Origin of the sequence: Frankia sp. KB5, assembly GCF_002099325.1 — a bacterium.
Classification (GTDB): Bacteria; Actinomycetota; Actinomycetes; order Frankiales; family Frankiaceae; genus Frankia; species Frankia casuarinae.
In genome coordinates this window covers 1-2,038 of record NZ_MRUJ01000009.1, presented here as the reverse complement: position 1 = coordinate 2,038, position 2,038 = coordinate 1, and the positions used below count along the sequence as shown (strand labels likewise).

The following is a 2,038-nucleotide window of genomic DNA, read 5'->3' as shown; positions in this document are numbered from 1 at the left end:
GAGACGGCGGCCATGGCCGACATCGTCCTGCCGACCGCCCAGTGGGCGGAGGAGGAGGGGACGATGACCAACCTGGAGGGTCGGGTACTGCGGCGGGAACGGCTGCGGCCTCCTCCGGCCGGGGTACGCACCGACCTGGAGATCATCGCGGCGCTCGCCGCCCGACTCGGCCACGCCGAGCGCTTTCCCGGCGAACCACGGGCGGTCTTCGACGAGCTGCGCCGGGCCAGCGCCGGAGGGATCGCCGACTACGCGGGCATCAGCTACGAGCGGATCACCGCATCGGACGGGGTGTTCTGGCCCTGCCCGGACGAGACGCACCCGGGCACCCCCCGGATGTTCCTGGATCGCTTCGCCACCCCGGACGGACGGGCCCGGCTCGTGCCGGTCGAGCACCGTCCGGTGGCGGAGGACATCGACCCCGAGTACCCCTACTACCTGACCACCGGGCGGGTGCTGGCTCATTACCAGAGCGGTGCGCAGACCCGCCGGATCGGACCCCTCGTTGACGCCGCGCCGGAACCCTTCGTCGAGATCCATCCCGACCTCGCCGAACGGCTCGGGATCGCTGAGGGGGCGCCGGTGCGGGTCACGAGCCGACGAGGCACCTGCGAGGTGCCGGCGAGGCTGACCGACACCCTCCGATTCGACACCGTCTTCCTGCCCTTCCACTGGGCCGGGGCCGGACGGGCGAACTCCCTGACCAACGACGCGCTCGACCCGACGTCCCGGATGCCCGAGTTCAAGGTGTGCGCGGTCGCGGTCGAGCCGATCGACGACCCGGACGACAACCCGGACGACGATCGGCATGCCACCGGGTCCGTCCCCACCGCGACGGTCGGGGCTGCCGAACCCGTCCGAGCCATGTTGACGGGCCGCAGCCAACCGAGCGGAAGGCACCAAGGGTGATGACCGCAAGACCCCGAACCATGATGCACGACGCCGCGCCCGCGTCGGACTCCACAGGGGCCTCCGGGCCGCGCCGCGTAGTCATCGTGGGRCATGGGATGGCGGGCTCCCGGATGATCAGCGAGCTTCGTTCCCGAGATCCCAACCTGATCATCACCGTGTTCGGGGAGGAGCCGCATCCCGCCTACAACCGCATCCTGCTGTCGAACGTCCTGGCAGGAAAGGCGGATCTGGCCGACATCACCCTGGTCGACCATGCGGCGTCCGGCGACAGCGGTGACGGCACGCCCCCGCGCGCCCTGGTCGACGTCCGGGCCGGCGTGGTGGCGCACCACATCGACCGTACGCGTCGCACCGTCACGGCCGACGACGGCAGCGTCGTCGCCTACGACGTACTCATCCTCGCCACCGGGAGCCGGGCGTGGCTGCCACCAATCGAGGGACTGACCCGACCGGATGGGACGCTGCTACCCGGAGTGGCGGCGTTCCGCACCCTCGACGACTGCCGGCACATCCTCACCCAGTCCGAACGGGCCACCCGCGCGGTGGTACTCGGCGGCGGCCTACTCGGCCTGGAGGCGGCCCGCGGCCTGGTCCGCCGCGGTCTGGACACGACGGTCCTGCACGCTGCGGGTCACCTGATGAACCGCCAGCTCGACCGGCGGGCCGGACAGGTGCTGGTCCGGACGCTGGCCGGGCTCGGGGTGCGGTCCCGGCTCGAGGCCAGGGTCGTCCGGATCCATGGCGACGAGCGGCTCGCCGGCGTGGAGCTGGCCGGCGACGAGGTGCTCGACGCCGATCTGCTGGTGGTCTCGACCGGCGTCGTGGCGGTGACCGACCTCGCCGCGGCGGCCGGCCTGCCGGTCGAAGCCGGGATCGTGGTGGACGATCAGATGCGCTCCCCCGCCGATCCGGCCGTGTTCGCGGTCGGTGACTGCGCGCAGCACGACGGGACGGTGCAGGGGCTGGTGGCGCCGGCGTGGGACCAGGTCCGGGTGGTGGCCGACGTTGTCACCGCCGCCGACCCCGCCGCGCGCTACAGCGGCGCCCGACCCGTGACCAGGCTCAAGGCGTCGGGAGTGGATCTCGCCACCATGGGCGAGGTCGACGTGGACGAGTTCGACGAGGA

2 protein-coding genes are annotated in these 2,038 nt (G+C 72.3%); both read left to right on the top strand.

The window, feature by feature from the left end:
* A partial coding sequence (locus tag KBI5_RS01245; protein WP_157902415.1) for a molybdopterin dinucleotide binding domain-containing protein occupies positions 1 to 909 on the top strand: 909 nt, incomplete at its 5' end.
* Positions 910 to 1,007: 98 nt separating this feature from the next.
* The coding region (locus tag KBI5_RS01240) for an FAD-dependent oxidoreductase (RefSeq protein WP_241882591.1) at positions 1,008 to 2,038 on the top strand (1,031 nt) is incomplete at its 3' end.